General features: G+C 51.3%; 23 protein-coding genes. 8 read left to right on the plus strand and 15 right to left on the minus strand.

The genetic code is table 11. From position 1 onward, the window contains the following. The 8 genes from rseP to rpsB all read right to left on the minus strand — a co-directional run bounded on the left by rseP (window position 1) and on the right by rpsB (window position 8,025). Complete coding sequence (rseP, locus tag E0D98_RS04045; protein WP_050877048.1) at window positions 1-1,353, minus strand: sigma E protease regulator RseP; 1,353 nt, start codon at window positions 1,351-1,353, stop codon at window positions 1-3. A gap of 11 nt (window positions 1,354-1,364) precedes the next feature. Beyond that, window positions 1,365-2,222: a phosphatidate cytidylyltransferase gene (gene cdsA / locus E0D98_RS04050; protein ID WP_000922446.1), complete on the minus strand. Its 858-nt coding sequence runs from the start codon at window positions 2,220-2,222 to the stop codon at window positions 1,365-1,367. Window positions 2,223-2,234: 12 nt separating this feature from the next. Beyond that, a complete protein-coding gene (gene ispU / locus E0D98_RS04055; RefSeq protein WP_001295562.1) occupies window positions 2,235-2,993 on the minus strand; it encodes a (2E,6E)-farnesyl-diphosphate-specific ditrans,polycis-undecaprenyl-diphosphate synthase in 759 nt (252 codons plus the stop codon). A 188-nt stretch (window positions 2,994-3,181) separates the two neighbouring features. Then, window positions 3,182-4,378, minus strand: coding sequence for a 1-deoxy-D-xylulose-5-phosphate reductoisomerase (gene ispC / locus E0D98_RS04060; RefSeq protein WP_000811923.1), 1,197 nt, complete (start codon window positions 4,376-4,378; stop codon window positions 3,182-3,184). A gap of 91 nt (window positions 4,379-4,469) precedes the next feature. Next, complete coding sequence (gene frr, locus E0D98_RS04065) at window positions 4,470-5,027, minus strand: ribosome recycling factor (RefSeq protein WP_000622418.1); 558 nt, start codon at window positions 5,025-5,027, stop codon at window positions 4,470-4,472. Window positions 5,028-5,318: 291 nt separating this feature from the next. After that, the gene (gene pyrH / locus E0D98_RS04070; protein WP_000224573.1) at window positions 5,319-6,044 is read right to left on the minus strand and encodes a UMP kinase; all 726 of its coding nucleotides are present in this window, start codon (window positions 6,042-6,044) and stop codon (window positions 5,319-5,321) included. Window positions 6,045-6,190: 146 nt separating this feature from the next. Further along, complete coding sequence (tsf, locus tag E0D98_RS04075; RefSeq protein WP_000818114.1) at window positions 6,191-7,042, minus strand: translation elongation factor Ts; 852 nt, start codon at window positions 7,040-7,042, stop codon at window positions 6,191-6,193. A gap of 257 nt (window positions 7,043-7,299) precedes the next feature. Next, window positions 7,300-8,025: a 30S ribosomal protein S2 gene (gene rpsB, locus E0D98_RS04080; protein ID WP_000246884.1), complete on the minus strand. Its 726-nt coding sequence runs from the start codon at window positions 8,023-8,025 to the stop codon at window positions 7,300-7,302. A gap of 367 nt (window positions 8,026-8,392) precedes the next feature. Here rpsB and map point away from each other — a divergent pair, with 367 nt between their 5' ends. The 4 genes from map to E0D98_RS04100 all read left to right on the plus strand — a co-directional run bounded on the left by map (window position 8,393) and on the right by E0D98_RS04100 (window position 13,477). After that, window positions 8,393-9,187 carry a type I methionyl aminopeptidase gene (gene map, locus E0D98_RS04085; RefSeq protein ID WP_001018194.1) on the plus strand — a complete coding sequence of 265 codons (795 nt, stop codon included), beginning with the start codon at window positions 8,393-8,395 and terminating at the stop codon, window positions 9,185-9,187. 61 nt (window positions 9,188-9,248) lie between these two features. Continuing rightward, on the plus strand, window positions 9,249-11,921 hold the full coding sequence (glnD, locus tag E0D98_RS04090; RefSeq protein WP_001094571.1) for a bifunctional uridylyltransferase/uridylyl-removing protein GlnD: 2,673 nt from the start codon (window positions 9,249-9,251) through the stop codon (window positions 11,919-11,921). 30 nt (window positions 11,922-11,951) lie between these two features. Beyond that, window positions 11,952-12,776, plus strand: coding sequence for a 2,3,4,5-tetrahydropyridine-2,6-dicarboxylate N-succinyltransferase (gene dapD / locus E0D98_RS04095; protein WP_001186650.1), 825 nt, complete (start codon window positions 11,952-11,954; stop codon window positions 12,774-12,776). A gap of 314 nt (window positions 12,777-13,090) precedes the next feature. Beyond that, entirely contained in the window at window positions 13,091-13,477 is a 387-nt protein-coding gene (locus E0D98_RS04100; RefSeq protein WP_000272188.1) for a DUF3461 family protein, read from the plus strand. Between the two features lie 88 nt (window positions 13,478-13,565). On the opposite strand, the gene cdaR is transcribed toward E0D98_RS04100, so the two are convergent. The 3 genes from cdaR to dgt all read right to left on the minus strand — a co-directional run bounded on the left by cdaR (window position 13,566) and on the right by dgt (window position 17,949). After that, window positions 13,566-14,723, minus strand: coding sequence for a DNA-binding transcriptional regulator CdaR (gene cdaR / locus E0D98_RS04105; protein WP_000929439.1), 1,158 nt, complete (start codon window positions 14,721-14,723; stop codon window positions 13,566-13,568). A 154-nt stretch (window positions 14,724-14,877) separates the two neighbouring features. After that, window positions 14,878-16,302: a serine endoprotease DegP gene (degP, locus tag E0D98_RS04110; protein WP_050877047.1), complete on the minus strand. Its 1,425-nt coding sequence runs from the start codon at window positions 16,300-16,302 to the stop codon at window positions 14,878-14,880. A gap of 129 nt (window positions 16,303-16,431) precedes the next feature. Further along, entirely contained in the window at window positions 16,432-17,949 is a 1,518-nt protein-coding gene (gene dgt / locus E0D98_RS04115) for a dGTPase (RefSeq protein WP_000057067.1), read from the minus strand. 83 nt (window positions 17,950-18,032) lie between these two features. Between dgt and mtnN the strand changes: the two genes are divergently transcribed. From mtnN to E0D98_RS04130, 3 genes are read left to right on the plus strand one after another with little or no spacing between them, the layout of a single operon-like run. Beyond that, the gene (gene mtnN / locus E0D98_RS04120) at window positions 18,033-18,731 is read left to right on the plus strand and encodes a 5'-methylthioadenosine/S-adenosylhomocysteine nucleosidase (protein ID WP_131890517.1); all 699 of its coding nucleotides are present in this window, start codon (window positions 18,033-18,035) and stop codon (window positions 18,729-18,731) included. Next, on the plus strand, window positions 18,724-19,524 hold the full coding sequence (gene btuF, locus E0D98_RS04125) for a vitamin B12 ABC transporter substrate-binding protein BtuF (protein WP_001129927.1): 801 nt from the start codon (window positions 18,724-18,726) through the stop codon (window positions 19,522-19,524). The genes mtnN and btuF overlap by 8 nt, the downstream gene beginning before the upstream one ends. 37 nt (window positions 19,525-19,561) lie before the next feature. Beyond that, entirely contained in the window at window positions 19,562-20,185 is a 624-nt protein-coding gene (locus E0D98_RS04130; RefSeq protein WP_000964221.1) for a TRIC cation channel family protein, read from the plus strand. Window positions 20,186-20,231: 46 nt separating this feature from the next. Here E0D98_RS04130 and erpA read toward each other — a convergent pair whose 3' ends face one another. Genes erpA through yadX form a run of 4 tightly spaced genes read right to left on the minus strand, consistent with a single transcriptional unit; the run spans window position 20,232 to window position 22,138 of the window. Further along, entirely contained in the window at window positions 20,232-20,576 is a 345-nt protein-coding gene (gene erpA, locus E0D98_RS04135) for an iron-sulfur cluster insertion protein ErpA (protein ID WP_001295564.1), read from the minus strand. After that, on the minus strand, window positions 20,569-20,634 hold the full coding sequence (yadW, locus tag E0D98_RS04140; protein WP_120795373.1) for a small protein YadW: 66 nt from the start codon (window positions 20,632-20,634) through the stop codon (window positions 20,569-20,571). The genes erpA and yadW overlap by 8 nt, the downstream gene beginning before the upstream one ends. 23 nt (window positions 20,635-20,657) lie before the next feature. Beyond that, window positions 20,658-22,079 (minus strand): H(+)/Cl(-) exchange transporter ClcA, encoded by a 1,422-nt coding sequence (clcA, locus tag E0D98_RS04145; protein ID WP_047086732.1) that lies wholly within the window; start codon window positions 22,077-22,079, stop codon window positions 20,658-20,660. Window positions 22,080-22,090: 11 nt separating this feature from the next. After that, window positions 22,091-22,138: a protein YadX gene (yadX, locus tag E0D98_RS27810; RefSeq protein WP_211180485.1), complete on the minus strand. Its 48-nt coding sequence runs from the start codon at window positions 22,136-22,138 to the stop codon at window positions 22,091-22,093. A gap of 165 nt (window positions 22,139-22,303) precedes the next feature. On the opposite strand from yadX, the gene hemL reads away from it, so the two are divergent. Continuing rightward, a complete protein-coding gene (gene hemL / locus E0D98_RS04150) occupies window positions 22,304-23,584 on the plus strand; it encodes a glutamate-1-semialdehyde 2,1-aminomutase (protein ID WP_000045302.1) in 1,281 nt (426 codons plus the stop codon). Window positions 23,585-23,606: the final 22 nt, after the last annotated feature.

The raw sequence follows: 23,606 nt of genomic DNA on the forward strand, positions 1-23,606 counted from the left end.
TCATAACCGAGAGAAATCATTGAAAAGTGCAAGCCCCATTAACAGCACCAGCAGAATCGAGCCAATGCGATAACAAAAGTCTTGAACCCGCTCGGATACCGGTCCGCCCTTGATCTTTTCGATCGCAAGGAACAGCAGATGCCCCCCGTCTAGTACGGGCAACGGAAACAGGTTAATTATCCCTAAGTTCACGCTAATAAGCGCAAGAAACGGCAGGTAATAAACTACCCCGAGTTCCGCTGTCATCCCAGCCCCCTTGGCGATAGAGATCGGCCCACTGAGGTTGTTCAGTTTCACATCACCGGTGATCAATTTTCCCAGCATACTGACCGTCAGCTTCATCAGCTGCCACGTTTTGTCCGTGGCTTCGACGATGGCGTTGAACGGCCCATACTGGCGTACAACTTTATACTCATCTGGCAAAGGAATGACTTTCGGCTCAATACCGACAAAACCAATCGCTTTACCATTACCCGGTTTACTCTCCGGGATTAATGTCAAAGACAAGGGACTCCCCTGCCTTTCGATTTCTAACGCTAAGGATTTACCCGGGTTATCCCGGACAAGCATCACAAAGGTCACCCACTGCGTTAAGGGCTGACCATCGACTTTAACGATCCTGTCGCCTGCTTGCAAACCTGCCTTGCTTGCCGCCGAGTTTGGCTGCACATTTTCCAGTACAGGTTCAATTTGCGGCCCACGAGGACGAATCCCCAGCGAAGATACCGGATCTTCTTTATCAGGCTCAAACGCCCAGTGACGTAAATCGAGCTTTACATCCCGCCGTTGGTCGCTGCCAAATGGCGCTACTGTAATGGTGGTGCTTTCATCGCCAATTTTATCGACCAACTGCAAACGCACGGCATCCCAATCAGGCGTTTCGATACCATCTACGGCTTTTAGTTCCGTACCTGGTGCAATTTGTGCTTCCGCAGCTATCGAATTGGCTGCTATTTCACCAACCACCGGACGTACGCCAGGCACACCAATAATAAAAACCAGCCAGTAGGCTAAGATAGCAAAAATGAAGTTTGCAACCGGACCTGCGGCAATAATCGCCGCTCGTTGGCCAACAGATTTATTATTGAAGGCATGGTAGCGGAGTTCCGGAACGACCGGTTCTGCGCGCTCATCCAGCATTTTGACATAACCGCCCAGCGGGATCAGGGCGATAACATATTCGGTGCCGAGCTTATCAGTTCGCCGCCAGAGCGCCTTACCAAACCCTATTGAGAAACGCTCAACGCGAACACCACAACGCCGGGCAACCCAGAAATGACCAAATTCATGCACGGTGATAAGTACACCCAGTGCAACGATGAACGAAGCCAAATCCCAGAGAAAACTCAGCATATTACCTTCCGTTAAAGCGTCCTGAATACCAGTAACAACAAGCAAGCAAAGACCGGTACCGCAGCCGTCAGGCTATCAATACGATCTAAAATACCACCGTGTCCTGGAATTAAATGACCGCTGTCCTTAATTCCTGCTTCACGCTTAAACATACTCTCGGTCAGATCGCCGAGCACTGAGGCTAACGCTGCGACAATAGAGCAAATGAGTAAGGTGACGGGAGCGACGTCGAGATTCGCCCACATGCCATAACCCCATGAGATTACCGCTGCGGTCGCTAGTCCACCTATAAAGCCTTGCCAGGTTTTACCCGGAGAAACCTTCGGTGCCAGCTTATGTTTACCAAACAATTTGCCAAACATATATGCGCCGGAGTCAGCGCCCCATACCAGGATCATGACATAGAGCAGCCATATTGCGCCACTGTAATGATTCTCGTCATAGTGCCAGGCCCGTAACGCCAGCATGCCCCAGAAGAAGGGAACAATGGTTAGCACGCCAAAAATAAGGCGCAATGTTTTAGAGTTACGCCAGATTGCTGCGGAACCTGGGTAAAACAGCACCAGCAATAGCGCGACAATCCACCAACCCAGCGAAGCCCAAAGTGAGATTTCAACCAGCGGTTGATGAATATTTCGGTGATATTCCGGCAACAGAAAAAGCATCAGCGCCAACAATAACCCGCATAACACCGCCAACCATACTCGCTGCGAACGAGTGGTAAAACCGCTAAGCTGTCCCCATTCCCACGCTGCCAGCATGCAGACCACCAGCGTTACGATGGCGAACCCCACCGGCGGCAACAGAAACAACGCCGCGATGACGACGGGTATTAACACAAAAGCAGATATCAGGCGATACTTCAGCAAAAGCGACCCCCATCAGGCTGTTTCATCACCGGGCTCGGTGCCGCCGAAACGACGCTCTCGATTAGCAAAGGCATTTAACGCCCCTTCAAAGTCTTGTTCATCGAAATCGGGCCAGAGAACATCTGTAAAGTAAAGTTCGGCATAGGCAATTTGCCAAAGCAAAAAGTTACTAATGCGATGCTCCCCCCCAGTCCTAATTACTAAATCTACAGGGGCCAGTTCATGCATACAGACATGCTGGTTTAGCATCTCTTCATCTATCTGATCTGGTTGCAGGTTTCCTTGCTGCACCTTTTCAGCCAGTTGCCTGACTCCCTGGACTATATCCCAACGTCCACCGTAGTTCGCCGCAATATTCAGCGTCAGACCGGTATTCCCGGCTGTTAGCGCTTCAGATTTACGAATACGTTCTTGCAAACGCGAGTTAAAGCGACTGGTATCGCCAATAATACGCAGACGCACGTTATGTCGGTGCAGACTTTTTACTTCGCTATCGAGCGCCCACACAAACAGTTCCATTAACGCACTGACTTCCTGCGCTGGTCGGTTCCAGTTTTCACTACTAAAGGCATACAGCGTTAACGCCTCAATACCGTTGTTGGCCGCAAAAGAGACAGCCCGGCGGACGGATTTTGCCCCGGCTTTATGCCCAAAGGCACGAATCTTCCCTTGCTTTTTTGCCCAGCGACCATTGCCGTCCATAATGATCGCAACATGACGGCAGCCATGCGCTGGCAATTTTTCGCTAAGTGGTTGAGTAGCAGACAACATCACGCGTTTTTTATTCCCTGACAGGGTTTACGGTACTCAGGAATACTGAAGCCTATACAAAAAAAAGCCGTGTAAAACCACGGCATACCTGACCTTATAAAGCCAACTACTTACGATCAGATGGCGCAGACTATATCACTGAAGCCCTACGCTAACAAATAGCGCGACTCTCTGTAGCCGGATTATCCTCAGCTTGCGAGACGCATCACCTCTTTTCTGGCGACTTCACGCGCGTTCGCATCAACAGATAACACATCGTCCACACATTGTGGTTCGCGCATATCCATTTTTTCCAGTACGGATAAATTCAACGCAGCGATATCCGTAAAGCGGATTTGTTGCGCAAGAAAAGCAGCAACGGTGATTTCGTTTGCGGCATTCAATGCTGTCGTCGCTGCCTGACCTTGTTCGAACGCCTCCATCGCCAGTTTCAGGCATGGATAACGATCATAATCCGGTGCGGCAAATGTCAACGCACTTAGTTTGCAAAAATCGAGCGGCTTCACGCCAGAGTTCACGCGATTCGGCCATGCCATGGTGTGGGCAATTGGCGTACGCATATCCGGTTCCCCCAGCTGCGCCAGAACACTGCCGTCCTGATAGCGCACCATTGAGTGAATCACTGACTGCGGGTGAATCAGCACTTCCATCTGGCTGGCGCTGGCGTTAAACAGCCAACGCGCTTCAATGTATTCCAGACCTTTGTTCATCATGGTAGCCGAATCGACAGAAATTTTACGCCCCATCGACCAGTTCGGATGACGGCAGGCTTGATCCGGCGTCATTGTTGCCAAATCGCGCAATGGCGTCTCACGGAAAGGGCCACCAGACCCGGTAAGTAAAATGGACACCACGCCATTTTGCTCAAGGTCAGCGTATCCCAGATTATGCTGGATAGGTTGCGGTAAACTCTGAAAAATGGCGTTATGTTCGCTATCGACCGGTAACAATTGCGCTTTGCTCTGCTTTACGGCGTCCATAAACAGACGTCCGCAGGTAACCAGTGATTCTTTATTGGCCAGCAAAATGGTTTTACCCGCGCGGATCGCAGCAAGCGTAGGTAACAGCCCAGCAGCGCCAACAATGGCTGCCATCACCTGATCAACATCCTCAAGCGCTGCCATATCGCAAGCGGCTTGTTGCCCACTTAAGACTTCGGTGCGGCTACCCTGTTGCTGTAGCATCGTTTTAAGAAGTTTCGCACTCGCTTCATCGTCCATTACGGCATAGCGGGGAGAGAATTCCAGGCACTGTTCTACCATGCGAGTGACATTTTTGCCTGCCACCAGCGCAACTACGCGGAAGTGTTCGGGATTATGGCGCACCACGTCCAGCGTGCTGCAACCAATCGAGCCGGTCGAGCCCAGAATGGTGAGTTGCTTCATGAAACATCCAGAGTTGAGACAGAATAAAAAGCAAAACGCCGCCAGCCGATCCGCAAGGATCTACTGAGCGGCGTTTTTGTCGTTCAAGAAATCAGAACTGCATCAGTTCTGCTTCTTTGTCTGCCAGCGCCGCTTCAATTTTCTTGATTGCAGCATCAGTCAGTTTCTGTACATCGTCCTGAGAACGGCGATCGTCGTCTTCGCTGATCTCTTTATCTTTCAACAGTGCTTTCACTTTGTCGTTCGCGTCACGACGCACGTTACGTACTGCAACACGCGCTTGTTCTGCTTCACCACGAACGATTTTGGTCAGATCTTTACGACGTTCTTCCGTCAGCGGCGGCAGCGGAACACGGATGTCGCTACCCGCAGAGTTCGGGTTCAGGCCAAGATCGGACGCCATAATCGCTTTTTCAACGGCCGGAGACATTGAACGATCAAACACGTTGATTTTCAGAGTACGGGAATCTTCTACCGTTACGCTTGCCAGCTGACGCAGCGGCGTCGGCGTGCCGTAATATTCCACGACAATGCCATCCAGCAGGCTGGGAGAAGCACGACCCGTGCGTATTTTGCTGATTTGGGTTTTGAACGCTTCTACGCATTTGTCCATGCGTACTTCAGCATCTTTTCTGATATCGCTAATCACGTTACGAATCCTTGAAAACTTGTCTCAGTCAGACCAGACAGTCACACACAGTGGAAGTGTGCTAAGTATAGCCCTGATTAAACATATTACGGGTAATCGTCTGGATTATTAGGCTATTTTATTTGCCATTTTGGCCCCGAGCAGTACTCGCCATCCTCACGTACTTTTGTACGCTCCGGTTGCTGCGCGCTGGCCGTGACCAAACTGCCTGCAACAATAACGCCTTATAACCAGACTTACGCCCCCGCGATACTTACGCGGAATCTTACCCTTATTTATCCATCACGGGAATTATTCCGTGATTAAAGTCCCTTCTTTTTCACCCATTACCACACGGCGCAGCGCACCCGGTTTGTTCATATTGAAAACACGAATCGGTAATTTATGGTCACGAGCCAGCGTGAAGGCCGCCAAGTCCATGACTTTCAGCTCTTTTTCCAGCACTTCGCTGTAAGTCAGTTGCTCGTACATGGTTGCGGTTGGATCTTTCGCCGGATCAGCGGTAAACACGCCGTCAACTTTGGTTGCTTTCAGCACCACATCGGCTTCAATTTCGATACCACGCAGGCAAGCTGCTGAGTCGGTGGTAAAGAACGGGTTACCTGTACCGGCGGAGAGGATCACCACACGGTTGTTGCGCAACAGGCTGATAGCTTCTGCCCAGCTGTAGCTGTCGCACACGCCATTCAATGGAATAGCGGACATCAGACGAGCGTTCACATAGGCGCGGTGCAGTGCATCACGCATTGCCAGGCCGTTCATTACGGTCGCCAGCATCCCCATGTGGTCGCCCACAACGCGGTTCATACCCGCTTTCGCCAGACCAGCGCCACGGAACAGGTTACCCCCACCAATCACCACACCAACCTGAATACCCAGTTCAACCAGTTCTTTGATTTCCTGAGCCATACGATCCAGTATGCTTGCATCAATACCGAAGCCTTCAGTGCCCTGCAGAGCTTCGCCACTCAACTTAAGCAGAATGCGTTTATAGACGGGTTTTGCATTGGTAGCCATGTTTCTTTCCTGAGACTGTCAACGATTGAAATGAATTAATACTAGCGACATTGTACGTCGCTTTTCAGCGCAGCCCCACAAGGGTTAGCTGAATTTACAAGATGGGCACAAAAAGAAGCCGCCCTCAGGCGGCTCCTTTTTGATAATTAAGACTGCTTGGACATCGCAGCAACTTCTGCTGCAAAGTCAGTCTCAACTTTCTCGATGCCTTCACCCACTTCGAAGCGGATGAAGCCAGTCACTTCAGCGTTATGCTCTTTCAGCAGCTGACCAACAGTTTTGCTTGGTTCCATAACGAACGGCTGACCGGTCAGAGAAACTTCGCCGGTGAATTTCTTCATGCGGCCTTCAACCATTTTCTCTGCGATTTCTTTCGGCTTACCAGACTGCATCGCGATATCCAGCTGTACCTGGTATTCTTTTTCTACCACTTCAGCGGATACGTCTTCTGGTTTGATGAATTCTGGCTTGCTTGCAGCAACGTGCATAGCGATGTGTTTAACCAGCTCTTCGTCAGCGCCTTTAGCAGCAACCAGAACGCCGATACGCGCACCGTGCTGATAAGAACCCAGAACGTCGCCTTCCAGCGCAGCAACGCGGCGAATGTTGATGTTTTCACCAATTTTCGCTACCAGCGCAACACGTTCTTCTTCGAACTGTGCTTTCAGAACTTCAACGTCAGTGATTTTGCCAGCAACAGCTGCGTCCAGAACTTTGTCTGCGAACGCCTGGAAACCAGCGTCTTTTGCAACGAAGTCAGTCTGGCAGTTAACTTCCAGAATGATGCCGTAGTTGCCGTCGATTTTGGTTTTGATCACGCCGTCAGCAGCAACGTTGCCTGCTTTTTTCGCTGCTTTAATAGCACCGGACTTACGCATGTTTTCGATTGCCAGCTCGATGTCGCCGTTAGCTTCAGTCAGTGCTTTTTTGCAATCCATCATGCCTGCGCCAGTACGCTCACGCAGCTCTTTTACCAGGGATGCGGTAATTTCAGCCATTCTAAAATCCTCGGAGATGTGATCTGCCCGGCATTAAACCGCACAGATATAAAAGTGAAAAAGGGGGCCATATGCAGGCCCCCTAACCAAACGTGTACTACCTGGTCTATAAGGGCTCTCCCCCTTCATATTTCGCGCCGCAGATGCGTTATCTTCGCTCGCTCATCCCGGTCACTTACTGATGTAAGCTCCCGGGAATTCTCGAGCTTGCCGCCTTTCTGCAACTCGAACTATTTTGGGGGAGTTATCAAGCCTTATTACTCAGCTTCTACGAAGCTTTCTTCCGCCTGGGAAGCCAGATCCTGAGAACGGCCTTCACGTACGGTTGCAGCAACAGCGCCCAGGTACAGGGTCACAGCACGGATTGCGTCGTCGTTACCCGGGATAACGAAGTCAACACCGTCCGGATCAGAGTTGGTATCAACGATAGCAAATACCGGAATACCCAGGTTGTTTGCTTCTTTGATAGCAATGTGTTCGTGGTCAGCATCGATTACAAACAGAGCGTCCGGCAGACCGCCCATGTCTTTGATACCGCCCAGGCTGTTTTCCAGTTTCTCCAGCTCACGAGTGCGCATCAGCGCTTCTTTCTTGGTCAGCTTTTCGAAAGTACCGTCCTGAGACTGAGTTTCCAGGTCTTTCAGACGTTTGATGGACTGACGAACGGTTTTCCAGTTAGTCAGCATACCGCCCAGCCAGCGATGGTTCACGAAGAACTGGTCGCAGCTCAGAGCAGCGTCTTTCACCGCTTCGCTTGCAGCGCGTTTAGTACCAACGAAAAGGATTTTACCTTTGCGAGAAGCAATCTTGTTCAGTTCAGCCAGAGCTTCGTTGAACATCGGTACAGTTTTCTCAAGGTTGATGATGTGAACTTTGTTACGCGCACCGAAGATGAACGGCTTCATTTTCGGGTTCCAGTAACGGGTCTGGTGACCGAAGTGAACACCAGCCTTGAGCATGTCGCGCATGGAAACAGTTGCCATGATTAAAACCTCTATATAAAAGTTGGGGTTATGCCTCCACGTATCCCATATTACCGACCCCAAAGGGCACCCCGGAATATGTGCCGATACGTGTGTGTTGTTACACAAAGTGAGATTGTCGCTTCCGTCCAGTCTGTGTATACGAAATGGATCGGAAGTCCGGCGCGCTTTATACCACAAATACGTCATGGACACCAATAATTGTTGGCGCTGTGTACAGCATCAGATGTCGAATTTTCTATTATAGAAAACCTTCAGTGGCACGTTTGGCGAAATTCAGAATGATTCTCAATTTGCCCGGGTGTGATACCATTGACGGCACTTACATATATATTGTCGGTATCACCGACGCTGATGGACAGAATTAATGGCTATCTCAATCAAGACCCCAGAAGATATCGAAAAAATGCGCGTCGCTGGCCGACTGGCTGCCGAAGTGCTGGAGATGATCGAACCGTATGTTAAACCGGGCGTCAGCACCGGCGAGCTGGATCGCATCTGTAATGATTACATTGTTAATGAACAACACGCGGTTTCTGCCTGCCTCGGCTATCACGGCTATCCGAAATCCGTTTGCATCTCTATTAATGAAGTGGTGTGCCACGGTATCCCGGACGATGCTAAGCTGCTGAAAGATGGCGATATCGTTAACATTGATGTCACCGTAATCAAAGATGGTTTCCACGGCGATACCTCGAAAATGTTTATCGTCGGTAAGCCGACCATCATGGGCGAACGTCTGTGCCGCATCACGCAAGAAAGCCTGTACCTGGCGCTGCGCATGGTCAAACCAGGCATTAACCTGCGCGAAATCGGTGCGGCGATTCAGAAGTTTGTCGAAGCAGAAGGCTTCTCCGTCGTTCGTGAATATTGTGGACACGGTATTGGTCGCGGCTTCCATGAAGAACCGCAGGTGCTGCACTATGACTCCCGTGAAACCAACGTCGTGCTGAAACCGGGGATGACGTTCACCATTGAGCCAATGGTCAACGCGGGTAAAAAAGAGATCCGCACCATGAAAGATGGCTGGACGGTAAAAACCAAAGATCGCAGCTTGTCTGCACAATATGAGCATACTATTGTGGTGACTGATAACGGCTGCGAAATTTTGACGCTACGCAAGGATGACACCATCCCGGCGATAATCTCGCACGACGAATAAGATGAAGCCGGCGAATGCCGGCTTTTTTAATGCGATAATTTAATCTTATGGGTGGCGCACAATGAATACCCTTCCAGAACAGTACGCAAACACCGCTCTCCCCACCCTGCCCGGTCAACCGCAAAATCCATGCGTCTGGCCCCGTGATGAATTAACCGTCGGTGGGATAAAAGCCCATATCGATACTTTCCAGCGTTGGCTGGGTGATGCCTTTGACAATGGGATCTCTGCAGAACAGTTGATTGAGGCGCGCACCGAGTTTATCGACCAGCTCCTGCAACGATTATGGATTGAAGCGGGATTCAGCCAGATTGCCGACCTGGCATTGGTCGCCGTCGGTGGCTACGGTCGTGGCGAGCTGCATCCACTTTCTGACATCGATTTACTGATTTTAAGCCGTAAAAAGCTCCCGGACGATCAGGCGCAAAAAGTGGGCGAGCTGTTAACGCTGCTCTGGGATGTAAAGCTGGAAGTCGGTCATAGTGTGCGCACGCTTGAAGAGTGCATGCTGGAAGGGTTATCGGATTTAACCGTCGCCACCAATTTAATCGAATCCCGCTTATTAATTGGCGATGTTGCGCTCTTCCTCGAACTGCAAAAACATATTTTTAGCGAAGGATTCTGGCCTTCCGACAAGTTCTACGCGGCGAAAGTTGAAGAACAGAACCAGCGCCATCAGCGTTACCATGGCACCAGCTACAACCTTGAACCAGACATCAAAAGTAGCCCTGGCGGCTTGCGCGATATTCACACTCTGCAATGGGTGGCCCGCCGTCATTTTGGCGCAACATCGCTGGATGAAATGGTCGGGTTTGGCTTCTTAACCTCAGCGGAGCGGGCGGAATTAAACGAATGTCTGCATATACTGTGGCGTATTCGCTTTGCCCTGCATCTGGTCGTCAGCCGTTACGATAATCGTCTGTTATTCGATCGCCAACTTAGCGTCGCTCAGCGTCTGAATTACAGTGGTGAAGGCAACGAACCGGTCGAGCGGATGATGAAGGATTACTTCCGCGTTACACGCCGCGTCAGTGAACTCAACCAGATGCTGCTGCAACTGTTCGATGAAGCCATCCTCGCCCTTCCCGCCGACGAAAAACCACGTCCAATCGACGATGAGTTTCAGCTACGCGGTACGCTAATCGACCTGCGTGATGAAACACTATTTATGCGCCAGCCGGAAGCCATCTTGCGTATGTTCTACACCATGGTGCGCAACAGTGCGATCACCGGCATTTACTCCACCACGCTGCGCCAGTTACGCCATGCCCGTCGCCATCTGCAACAACCGCTGTGTAATATTCCGGAAGCACGAAAACTGTTTTTGAGCATTCTGCGTCACCCCGGAGCGGTGCGGCGCGGGCTATTGCCAATGCATCGCCATAGCGTGCTCGGCGCGTATATGCCGCAATGGTCGCATATCGTCGGGCAGATGCAGTTTGATCTGTTCCACGCCTACACGGTGGATGAACATACTATCCGCGTGATGCTGAAACTGGAGAGTTTTGCCAGTGAAGAAACGCGCCAGCGCCATCCGTTGTGTGTGGACGTCTGGCCGCGCCTGCCGTCAACTGAGCTGATTTTCATCGCCGCGCTGTTTCACGATATCGCCAAAGGACGCGGCGGCGACCACTCCATTCTCGGTGCTCAGGATGTAGTGCATTTTGCAGAACTCCACGGGCTGAACTCACGCGAAACACAGCTGGTTGCCTGGCTGGTTCGCCAGCACTTGCTGATGTCGGTGACAGCACAACGCCGCGATATTCAGGACCCTGAAGTCATCAAGCAGTTTGCCGAAGAAGTTCAAACGGAAAATCGTCTGCGCTATCTGGTATGCCTGACAGTGGCTGACATTTGCGCCACCAACGAAACGCTGTGGAATAGCTGGAAGCAAAGTCTGTTGCGCGAACTCTATTTTGCCACCGAAAAGCAGCTACGACGCGGAATGCAAAACACGCCGGATATGCGCGAACGGGTTCGCCATCACCAACTCCAGGCACTGGCACTACTGCGCATGGATAACATCGACGAAGAGGCGCTGCACCAAATTTGGTCACGCTGTCGTGCTAACTATTTTGTCCGCCATAGCCCAAATCAACTGGCCTGGCATGCCCGCCATTTATTACAGCATGATTTAAGCAAACCGCTGGTATTGCTTAGCCCGCAGGCTACGCGTGGAGGCACCGAGATTTTTATCTGGAGCCCGGACCGCCCCTATCTGTTTGCCGCCGTCTGTGCCGAATTAGACCGCCGCAATTTAAGTGTTCACGACGCACAAATTTTCACCACTCGCGACGGTATGGCGATGGATACCTTTATCGTGCTGGAACCCGATGGCAGCCCGCTGTCCGCAGATCGTCATGAGGTTATTCGGTTTGGTCTGGAGCAAGTACTGACGCAAAGTAGCTGGCAGCCACCGCAGCCCCGTCGCCAACCCGCCAAATTACGCCATTTTACTGTTGAAACCGAAGTAACGTTTTTGCCGACCCATACCGACCGCAAATCGTTCCTTGAGCTTATCGCGCTCGACCAGCCAGGACTGCTGGCGAGAGTCGGGAAAATTTTTGCCGATCTGGGAATTTCGCTTCATGGTGCCCGAATTACAACCATTGGCGAGCGAGTAGAAGATTTATTCATAATTGCCACCGCTGACCGGCGTGCACTTAATAACGAGTTGCAGCAGGAAGTGCATCAGCGGTTGACAGAGGCCCTCAATCCAAACGATAAAGGGTGATGTGTTTACTGATATGAAAAGAGTTTAACAATGCAGCAGTTACAGAACATTATTGAAACCGCTTTTGAACGCCGTGCCGAGATCACGCCAGCCAATGCAGACACCGTAACCCGCGAAGCGGTAAATCAGGTGATCGCCCTGCTGGATTCCGGCGCACTGCGTGTAGCGGAAAAAATTGACGGTCAGTGGGTGACGCATCAGTGGTTGAAAAAAGCGGTGCTGCTCTCTTTCCGTATTAATGATAATCAGGTGATCGAAGGGGCAGAAAGCCGCTACTTCGATAAAGTGCCGATGAAATTCGCCGACTACGACGAAGCGCGTTTTCAGAAAGAAGGCTTCCGCGTTGTGCCACCAGCGGCGGTACGTCAGGGTGCATTTATTGCCCGTAACACCGTGCTGATGCCGTCTTACGTCAACATCGGCGCATATGTTGATGAAGGCACGATGGTTGATACCTGGGCGACCGTCGGTTCTTGTGCGCAGATTGGTAAAAACGTCCACCTTTCCGGTGGCGTGGGCATCGGCGGCGTGCTGGAGCCGCTGCAGGCTAACCCGACCATTATTGAAGATAACTGCTTCATTGGCGCACGCTCCGAAGTGGTTGAAGGGGTGATTGTCGAAGAAGGTTCCGTCATCTCTATGGGCGTATACATTGGTCAGAGCACCCGTATTTACGACCGTGAAACCGGCGAAATCCACTACGGTCGCGTTCCGGCGGGGTCTGTGGTTGTTTCAGGTAATCTGCCGTCGAAAGATGGCAAATACAGCCTCTACTGTGCGGTTATCGTTAAGAAAGTTGACGCGAAAACTCGCGGCAAAGTCGGCATTAACGAACTGCTGCGTACCATCGATTAAGAGTACATATACGGGCAGCATGATGCTGCCCGTATGCTTTCTGGCTCAGAATAATTCGTCCTACTCATTCTTCTTCCCCCCTTTTTTAAATACTTTTTCATCTTGTTTCGGACTGTCATGTAATTCGCAAAACGAAGATAAATGTGTTAATCCATCCCATGGAATATCGCCACAATAAAGCAGGTAATTTTTTGATTTTTACGCCATGATAGAAGTCTGGAAGAAAAAGGCTTTCTGCGATCACAGTCGAGCCGGGCGGGCCAGGCCAAATGCTAAAATAAGCACAATTTACTGACTCATTTTGAGGTAACGCTATGTACGACAATCTGAAAAGTCTGGGTATTACCAATCCTGAAGAAATTGATCGTTACAGCCTCCGGCAGGAAGCCAACAACGATATTCTGAAAATCTATTTCCAGAAAGACAAAGGCGAGTTTTTCGCCAAGAGCGTTAAGTTTAAATATCCGCGTCAGCGTAAAACGGTCGTCGCTGATGGTGTGGGTCAGGGTTATAAAGAAGTCCAGGAAATCAGCCCGAATCTACGGTATATCATTGATGAGCTTGATCAAATCTGCCAGCGTGACCGCAGCGAAGTTGATCTTAAGCGTAAGATCCTCGACGACTTACGTCACCTGGAGTCAGTCGTAACCAATAAGATCAGCGAGATTGAAGCCGATCTGGAAAAACTAACGCGTAAATAATGCCGAACTGACGGTTAACTCGGACATTCCCCTCTACCCTTCGGGCTGAGGGGAATGAGCCAGCGCCGCCTCGACCTTAACGCATAACCTACCGCTCTTCATCCAGCTGCAACGCCACATACAGCAGCAACCTGTCATCAAAATTACCCAAATCAAGCCCGGTCAGTTCCGATATACGATTAAGCCGATACTCCAGAGTATTACGATGAATAAACAGCGCCTTTGACGTAGCCAGCGGTTGCACATTGTGGCGAAACCACGCCGCCAGCGTTCGTCGCAGCAAGCCATTATTGTCCATCGCTTTCAGCCGCGCCAGCGGTCGCGCCAGTTCATTGGCCTGCCAGTCGCCACGCAAACTGTCGAGTAACACAGGTAACATCAGATCCTGATAAAAATAGCAGCGACTTTCTGGCATCCGCTGTTTACCCACCACCATCGTCGTTTTCGCCGTACGATAGGATCGGGCAATACTGCCAGGACCGGTAAAATAGTTGCCCAGCGAAACGCGAAAACGCAGCTGGCCATACTCTTTCATGCGGGTAATCAGTTGTTCAACTCGCTTACGATGATCTTCTGCATCCCAGCGCCCAAAAGAGTTCAACGCCGGTTTCAACACCACCATTTCGGTCAGCGAGACAATCGCCACCAGATTATTACGCTCGGGCGTAGTCAGCGCATTTTGCAGTTGTTGTAACTCCGCCATTGCGCTGTCCACGCCAAGCTGACCGCTGTCGACCTCAACAATAGCCACTACTCGCGGTTGATTGAGATCGATCCCCAGCCGTTGCGCCCATTCAGTAAGTGCGGGAGTATTCTCCTCAGCCTGAATCAGGTTCATCACCAGTTCTTCCCGCAAACGGCTATCCTGCGCCAACAGGTGCATCAACCGCGACTGTTCCAGCATCATTTCAGCCGTCATGCAGACCAGTTCGCCATATTTACGCAGATTCTCTGGTTCACCTGTCAGGCCAATTACGCCGACAATTTCACCTTCCAGCCGTAACGGTAGATTAATCCCCTGCCGCACACCGTGCAGATGGCGTGCCACCGCGTCATCGATATCGACGACTCGTCCCTGTGAAAGTACCAGCAATGCACCTTCGTGCAATTCACCAATACGCTCACGATCGCCGCTGCCGATAATTCGCCCGCGGGCATCCATTACGTTGATATTGGTATCGATGATGCGCATGGTACGTGCCACGATATCCTGCGCCATTTTGGTATCAAGATGCCAGCCAGCCATAAGTCCTCCGTTATGCACGGCTTAGCATAAGGAAGTACGTAACGTACGGCATTGTGCAAATGCCCAAAGGATGATGAAGATGTATGGAGTTGTGGTGAAGTTCACAGATTGTAAGGAGAACCCCTTCCCGTTTTCAGGAAGGGGTTGAGGGAGATTACTGCATTAACAGGTAGATGGTGCTGTCGCCGCGCTGAATGTTCAGTGCCAGCACAGACGGTTTGCTGTCGAGAACTTTACGCAGTTCAGCGATGTTTTTCACTGCCTGCTGGTTCGCGCCAATAATCACATCACCTTTCTTCAGGCCGATCTGCGCAGCCGGAGTGCCCGTTTTCACGTTGTTCACTACCACGCCCTGATCTTTGCCTTTGTTGCTCATCTCAGCACCTTCAATGCCGTTGAAGATGGAGCTGGAATCAACCTGATTCTGGCTGCTCTGCTGCAGTTCCAGATTCACGTTGACCTGCTTACCGTCGCGCAGCAAGCCCAGGGTCAGTTGGCTGCCCACCGGCATAGTACCCACCTGAGCACGCAGTGCGGCAAAGCTGCTGATCGGCTTACCGTTCAGTGAGGTGATCACATCACCCGCTTTAATGCCCGCTTTTGCAGCGGAGGAATTAGGCAGAACCTGGCTTACGAAAGCACCGCGCTGGGCGTCAACTTTCATCGCTTTCGCCAGTTCGGAGTTCAGCTCAGTCCCCATAATACCCAGCTCACCGCGTTTCACCTGGCCGTATTCCACCATCTGCGAGGTCAGGTTTTTCACCATGTTACTCGGGATAGCAAAACCGATACCGATGTTGCCGCCGTCCGGTGCGAGGATCGCGGTGTTGATACCGATCAGTTCGCCGTTCAGGTTAACCAGCGCACCACCGGAGTTACCACGGTTGATCGCTGCATCGGTCTGGATGAAGTTTTCGTAGTTTTCGGCATTCAGGCCGCTACGCCCCAGCGCAGAGACAATCCCGGAAGTTACCGTCTCTCCCAGACCAAACGGGTTACCAATCGCTACGGTGTAATCACCCACGCGCAGTGCATCAGAATCCGCCATCTTAATTGCGGTCAGGTTTTTCGGGTTCTGGATTTGGATCAGCGCGATATCAGAGCGCGGATCTTTGCCAACCATCTTCGCGTCGAACTTACGACCATCGCTCAGCTGGACTTTAATCACCGTCGCGTTATCAACAACATGGTTGTTGGTGACGACATAGCCTTTATCGGCATCAATGATGACGCCGGAACCCAGCGCCATGAATTTTTGTTGCTGGCCGCCGCCATTACCGCCCTGGCCCCCCTGGCAGAACGGAGAGCTCTGGAACGGAGAACCTTCCTGGCAGAACGGAGAATCATCACCGAAGAACTGCTGGAAATTACGCGGCATACGCGGTGTATTAACGGTTGTGCTACCTTCTACGTTAATGCTGACCACTGAAGGCATCACCTTTTCGAGCATCGGTGCAAGGCTTGGCATCTGCTGGGCTGTCGTTGCTGAAGAAGTCTCAGCCGCCGTTGCAGAGAGCGGAGATAACGCCAAACCTAAACTCAGAGCCAGTGCACTCAGTGCTAATGTGGTTTTTTTCATGTATTTCAGTCTCGATTAACAGATAACGCAAAATTGCTGTGTTCTTCAGATTCGTTTTATAGCGCGAAGTTCCGAACTAAAGTTTCTGCAAAAGGTAAAAATTTATTGTTCGTCTTTACAAAAGCCTGGTTATTGTTCTACGGCCATCAGACGTCGGTATTCATCCCACGCATAGAGGTCGGTCATACCGCTGATATAATCCTGCAACAGGCGGCAACGGTAATAATATTCCCATAGCGGAAACTCAGGAGAATCTGACGGTAATTTACTGACAGCCTCGACATAGGCCAGCCGATGGCGCGTCGAGAGTTTGTGGAATAAGCGCGATTCAATAGGGAAACGTTTCACCCGTTCTTTTTCTACCAGTTCAGTAAAGTCTGATAACGACAGGCTTAATAAAGGACGATAAATCTCTAATAATCCGCTAATGACCCGATAGCCCTGCAATTCAAGCTGCTCGACATCCGGATGGCTAAACACATGTTTTACAGCGACATTTTTATATAGCTTAAGAAGATCGCTGCATTCGCTGGCATCTTCCAATAATGCATGATTAAACGTTCCGGCGAAAATCGCAGGCAGATTATCAATAAATCGTTGTGCCGCGTAGGGTACCAGTTTATTTAGGGTGTTTACCCGTAAATACATAAAAAACTGATCTTCCGTACTGCGGCTTAAACTATTTGAGCGTGATTTTTCCCAGGCATTTTCAACCACCAGCGAAAAGAGCGAACCTTTCTCATGCTGGCCCCACGCTTCGTGCAAATGATGATAAAGCTGCTCAACGGTAAATATTCTTTTCTCTACCGCATCTTCAAGGTCTGCCACACAATAGGAGATGTCGTCGGCAGCTTCCATAATCCACGTTAATGGAAAACGACTGTAAAGCGCCAAATTAAGTTCTTTACGCAACCGGGCAATATAGGCTTCTTCAGAAAGATAATAACCCGGCTTTTTCATTAAATAGTGATGTGTCTCAGGCGTTTCGCCACGCCACCACGCCGGACGGGTATATTTTAAAATACCGCCAACCTGTGCCCAGGTGAGATTCATCCGCATCAATGTATGCACCAGACGAATGCCTTGTGCATTCCCCTCAAAATGACATAAGTCCTGACGAATCTTGCGCCGCAGCTCGTTAAGCGGTTCTTCCCCGTCCCGTAAACGTAGTGCCGCCACGCTGCAGCGATCGTCAGTCAGAGGCTGGCTTTCGGCATCTTCCGGGTGCAAACGTTGGCGAAACCAGTCATTTATCGCTGCTTCGCCAAAATGACCAAACGGCGGATTGCCGATATCGTGCATCAGGCATGACATCTCAACAATGCTTTCAAAAGGTCCGGTCAGTTCATCCAGGCCGTATGCTTCCAGCAATTTAAGCTCTTTCAGACGGCTTAAAATTTCTTTGGCGATGTAGCGCCCCACCTGCTGGACTTCCATCGAGTGGGTAAGACGCGTGCGCACGGCGGCATTGCGCTCCAGTGGAAAAACCTGCGTCTTTTGTTGCAGACGACGAATTGCCGGAGAGTTGATGATACGCCCGCGATCGCTCTCGAAGATCCGCAGGATCTCATGTTCGGTTTTAACGCCCTGCGGTGAACGGTAACGACGATGCCAGTTTATTTTTTTTCGGAAATCAATCTGTGCCATGTCCTCTCCCGCGTGAGAAATACGCTTCCCCGTAAGCGCATGGTAAACTATGCCTTCAAATCGGGCTTATCGCGAGTAAATCTATGAAAATCGGCATCATTGGTGCAATGGAAGAAGAAGTTACGCTGCTGCGTGACAAAATCGAAAACCGTCAAACTATCAGTCTCGGCGGTTGCGAAATCTATACCGGCCAACTGAATGGAACCGAGGTTGCGCTTCTGAAATCGGGCATCGGTAAAGTCGCTGCGGCGCTGGGTGCCACTCTGCTGTTGGAACACTGCAAGCCAGATGTGATTATTAACACCGGTTCTGCCGGTGGCCTGGCACCAACGCTGAAAGTGGGCGATATCGTTGTCTCGGACGAAGCACGTTATCACGACGCGGATGTCACGGCATTTGGTTATGAATACGGTCAGTTACCAGGCTGTCCGGCAGGCTTTAAAGCTGACGATAAACTGATCGCTGCCGCTGAGGCCTGCATTGCCGAACTGAATCTTAACGCTGTACGTGGCCAGATTGTTAGCGGCGACGCTTTCATCAACGGTTCTGTTGGTCTGGCGAAAATCCGCCACACCTTCCCACAGGCCATTGCTGTAGAGATGGAAGCGACGGCAATCGCCCATGTCTGCCACAATTTCAACGTCCCGTTTGTTGTCGTACGCGCCATCTCCGACGTGGCCGATCAACAGTCTCATCTTAGCTTCGATGAGTTCCTGGCTGTTGCCGCTAAACAGTCCAGCCTGATGGTTGAGTCACTGGTGCAGAAACTTGCACATGGCTAAGTCACTGTTCAGGGCGCTGGTCGCCCTGTCTTTTCTTGCGCCACTGTGGCTCAACGCCGCGCCGCGCGTCATCACGCTTTCTCCCGCCAACACTGAACTTGCCTTTGCCGCCGGGATCACGCCGGTTGGGGTCAGCAGCTATTCCGACTATCCTCCACAAGCGCAAAAGATTGAGCAGGTTTCCACCTGGCAGGGGATGAATCTGGAACGCATTGTCGCGCTGAAACCCGATCTGGTGATTGCCTGGCGTGGAGGTAATGCCGAGCGGCAGGTTGACCAGCTGGCTTCGCTGGGAATAAAAGTGATGTGGGTCGATGCGACAAGCATTGAACAAATTGCCAATGCGTTACGTCAACTGGCCCCCTGGAGTCCGCAACCAGACAAGGCCGAACAAGCCGCGCAATCCCTGCTGGATCAGTACGCGCAATTGAAAGCGCAATATGCTGATAAACCTAAAAAACGTGTTTTTCTGCAATTCGGCATTAATCCGCCATTTACCAGTGGAAAAGAGTCGATTCAGAACCAGGTACTCGAAGTTTGTGGCGGAGAAAACATCTTTAAAGACAGCCGGGTTCCCTGGCCGCAAGTTAGCCGCGAACAGGTGTTAGCACGCTCGCCACAGGCGATTGTCATTACAGGCGGACCGGACCAAATTCCTAAAATCAAACAATACTGGGGTGAACAGCTCAAAATTCCCGTTATTCCTCTCACGAGTGACTGGTTTGAACGTGCAAGCCCACGTATTATCCTCGCTGCACAACAGCTCTGTAATGCGCTTTCACAGGTAGATTAGTGCCTGACCTTTTCAGGTGCTCAGTGGGGATTGAACAATGCTCGTCTATTGGCTGGATATAGTCGGCACAGCGGTATTTGCCATCTCCGGCGTTTTGTTAGCCGGAAAATTGCGTATGGACCCTTTTGGTGTTCTGGTACTGGGCGTGGTTACCGCTGTAGGCGGCGGGACAATTCGCGACATGGCGCTGGATCACGGCCCGGTATTTTGGGTGAAAGATCCCACCGATCTGGTCGTTGCAATGGTAACCAGCATGCTGACCATCGTGCTGGTGCGCCAGCCAAGACGCTTACCAAAATGGATGTTGCCGGTGCTGGACGCCGTTGGTCTGGCGGTGTTTGTCGGCATTGGCGTGAATAAAGCCTTTAATGCGGAAGCCGGTCCGTTAATCGCGGTTTGTATGGGCGTCATTACTGGCGTTGGCGGCGGGATCATTCGTGATGTTCTGGCCCGCGAAATCCCCATGATTTTACGTACAGAAATCTACGCAACTGCCTGTATTATCGGCGGTATTGTCCACGCTACGGCTTATTACACATTTTCCGTACCACTGGAAACAGCCAGTATGATGGGCATGGTCGTGACGCTCTTGATTCGGCTGGCGGCTATTCGTTGGCATCTTAAGCTACCGACGTTTGCGCTGGATGAGAATGGGCGTTGAAGAGAGAAGATGTGCCGGATAGTTTATCCGGCACATGAACAACAGATTAGATGCTAAAGGAAGAACCGCAACCGCAGGTGCTTTTCGCGTTCGGGTTGGTCACGATGAAACGAGAACCTTCCAGTCCTTCGGTATAGTCAACGGAACCGCCGACCAGATATTGCAGGCTCATCGGATCAACCACCAGGCCAACGCCCTGTTTTTCGATGGTCATATCGCCTTCGTTCACCTGATCATCAAAGGTGAAACCATACTGGAAGCCGCTGCAACCGCCACCGGTGATATACACGCGTAATTTCAGATTCGGGTTATCTTCGTCAGCGATCAGGCTTTTAACTTTGTTGGCTGCTGCGTCGGTAAACTCCAGCGGCAGTGCTACGTCATCACTCATATTTTGCTCCAAACGACATCGGCAATTGGGCAAATTCTAACCCAATAATAATCGCCATTATCTAATACCCTGGTATTTCGTTCAAGTATTCTCGCTGGCTGATGCGGCCTTGCTTCGCGCCAGTTGCATAGCTTCCTGTTTTGCCAGCGTGCGCGCAAGAATCGCCGAGTATAGCGGTTTCCCGCCGGTAAATTGCGCTAATAGTGTTGCGCCAAGACCGGTAATAATCATTGGCAAAATGAGCTGGTAGTTATCGGTCATCTCCAGAACCAGAATGATCCCCGTTAACGGCGCGCGAATAGATGCCGCCAGTAATGCCCCCATTCCGGCAATAGCAAACGTCCCCGCCTCCAGGTGATATTGCGGAAACAGCTCAACGGCAACCATTCCGAAAGCGGTTCCCAGCACAGTACCCAGCGCCAGCATCGGGGCAAAAATACCGCCCGGCGCGCCGGAAGAGAAGCAGAGTAAGGTGGTAATGACCCGAGCGACGAAGATAAACACCAGCATTCCCATGCTGAAATTCCCCGCGGTAGCGATAGGAATCAGGTTAAAACCGCCGCTCGACGTTGCTGGTGCCACAAACCCCAGCAATCCACACAGACCGCCAATCGCACCACCCATCAGTACCCATTTGGTAATATTGCCGCCGTGCACACGGTGCAGCAAATCCTGCATCCCCAGCACCCATTTATTAAAAATAGGGCCGAAAATGCCAAAAATAATACCGAGGATCAGATAAAGCCACAGCGTATTAAGCGGAGCATCAGAAAGTTTACCGACGTCAATCAACGCAACTTCATGATTAAAAATCCGGTACATAATGGTCGACATAATGACGCCAATAAATACCGCTTTAATCGAAATTAACGTATAGCGAAACTGCGGACGCATCTCTTCGATAATAAACAAAATACCCGCCAGCGGCGCGTTAAAGGCCGCAGCCAGCCCCGCAGCAGCACCGGTTGCCAGCAGCGTATGGCGAGCTTCATCACCTTTCAGGCGGAAAATATCAAGCACCATGCGACCGATATTGCCGCCGATCTGCACGGTTGGTCCTTCGCGCCCTAGCACCATGCCTCCGCCGAGTGTCCCCAGCCCGCCAAAGAATTTCACCGGCAATACACGCCACCAGCGAACAGGACGTTGATCTTCCAGCGCCCCTTCAATTTCCGGGATCCCCGATCCCCCTGCTTCGGGCGCGTATTTGCGCACCAAAAAGTAGCCGAACATCGCCAGCACCGCCGAACAGAGAAAAGCGACGGTTAACAGTAGCGGATAATTATCAGCAGTATGTACCAGCGCCCCCATACGTTGGTTCTGCAACCAGGCGACACCTTTGTCAAAAGCAACCGCAGCCAGCCCGACAAGCGTGCCGACGACTGCCGCCATAAACAAAATGGCTAACGGGGTTTTATCGCGCTCAAGAAGTTGGCGAATCAGTTGTCTGCGTCGCAGGCGCGCGGCCTGCGGTGTTTCTAAAGAGGGAGTATCAGTTTTCATCCAATGATCACTTATTGGTCATACAAATAAGATGACGGCATTTTACTCGCACGTTCCATGAAAATCCTTTGCAAAGCGTAATGTTTCAAATGCACAAAACTTTTATACTCTAAGAAATCAGGATTGCACCAGTACAAGCAGCCTGATGTTTGACGAGTATTTAACTTGTTATGAATAACATAGAATAGCAGCCATTCACTTTTTCTACGAATCAGGAACCCTCCATGAGTAAGTCTGAAAATCTTTACAGCGCAGCGCGCGAGCTGATCCCTGGCGGTGTGAACTCCCCTGTTCGCGCCTTTACTGGCGTGGGCGGCACTCCACTGTTTATCGAAAAAGCGGACGGCGCTTATCTGTACGATGTTGATGGCAAAGCCTATATCGATTATGTCGGTTCCTGGGGGCCGATGGTGCTGGGCCATAACCATCCGGCTATCCGCAATGCCGTGATTGAAGCCGCCGAGCGTGGTTTAAGCTTTGGTGCACCGACCGAAATGGAAGTGAAAATGGCGCAACTGGTGACCGAACTGGTCCCGACCATGGATATGGTGCGCATGGTGAACTCCGGCACTGAAGCGACGATGAGCGCCATCCGCCTGGCCCGTGGTTTTACCGGTCGCGACAAAATCATTAAATTTGAAGGTTGTTACCACGGTCACGCTGACTGCCTGCTGGTGAAAGCCGGTTCTGGCGCACTCACGTTAGGCCAGCCAAACTCGCCGGGTGTTCCGGCAGATTTCGCCAAACATACCTTAACCTGTACTTATAACGATCTGGCTTCTGTACGCGCCGCGTTTGAGCAATACCCGCAAGAGATTGCCTGTATTATCGTTGAGCCGGTGGCAGGCAATATGAACTGTGTTCCGCCGCTGCCAGAGTTCCTGCCAGGTCTGCGCGCGCTGTGCGACGAATTTGGCGCATTGCTGATCATCGATGAAGTAATGACTGGCTTCCGCGTGGCACTGGCTGGTGCACAGGATTATTACGGCGTAGTGCCAGATTTAACCTGCCTCGGCAAAATCATCGGCGGTGGAATGCCGGTAGGCGCATTCGGTGGTCGTCGTGATGTAATGGATGCGCTGGCCCCGACGGGTCCGGTCTATCAAGCGGGTACGCTTTCCGGTAACCCAATTGCGATGGCAGCCGGTTTCGCCTGTCTGAATGAAGTCGCGCAGCCGGGCGTTCACGAAACGTTGGATGAGCTGACATCACGTCTGGCAGAAGGTCTGCTGGAAGCGGCAGAAGAAGCCGGAATTCCGCTGGTCGTTAACCACGTTGGCGGCATGTTCGGTATTTTCTTTACCGACGCCGAGTCCGTGACGTGCTATCAGGATGTGATGGCCTGTGACGTGGAACGCTTTAAGCATTTCTTCCATATGATGCTGGATGAAGGTGTTTACCTGGCACCATCAGCGTTTGAAGCGGGCTTTATGTCCGTGGCGCACAGCATGGAAGATATCAATAACACCATCGATGCTGCACGTCGGGTGTTTGCGAAGTTGTGATGATTTTGCCTCGCCCACCGGG

Origin of the sequence: Escherichia sp. KCJ4928 (assembly GCF_004352695.1) — a bacterium.
Classification (GTDB): Bacteria; Pseudomonadota; Gammaproteobacteria; order Enterobacterales; family Enterobacteriaceae; genus ECMA0423.